Annotated in this window: 1 protein-coding gene; it reads left to right on the top strand. The window is 41.1% G+C overall.

The genetic code is table 11. The features are described from left to right. Window positions 1-213, top strand: a 213-nt coding sequence (locus tag H5058_RS18735) for a transposase (RefSeq protein WP_259398657.1), incomplete at its 5' end; no start/stop codon positions are given. Window position 214: the final 1 nt, after the last annotated feature.

Raw genomic sequence — 214 nt, 5'->3', positions numbered from 1 at the left:
ACACAAAGCCTATGGTCGAGATTTAAGTGGTTGAAAAAGCAATTCTGGATTGAGAAAACCTTTTGGTCTGACGGGTATTTTGTTTGCTCAGTTGGAAATGCTTCTGCTGATACAATTCGAAAATACATTCAAAAATCAGGGCTAGTTATTCCGATTCATCCCATCGACGCCGCTTCGCGTCGATCAATGGGTTTTCTCGGAAGGATTCGATAAA

Origin of the sequence: Pseudoalteromonas sp. SR45-4, from assembly GCF_014163535.1 — a bacterium.
Classification (GTDB): domain Bacteria; phylum Pseudomonadota; class Gammaproteobacteria; order Enterobacterales; family Alteromonadaceae; genus Pseudoalteromonas; species Pseudoalteromonas nigrifaciens.
Note: the sequence above shows the minus strand (reverse complement) of the source record. Positions and strands in the feature narration are given on the sequence as shown.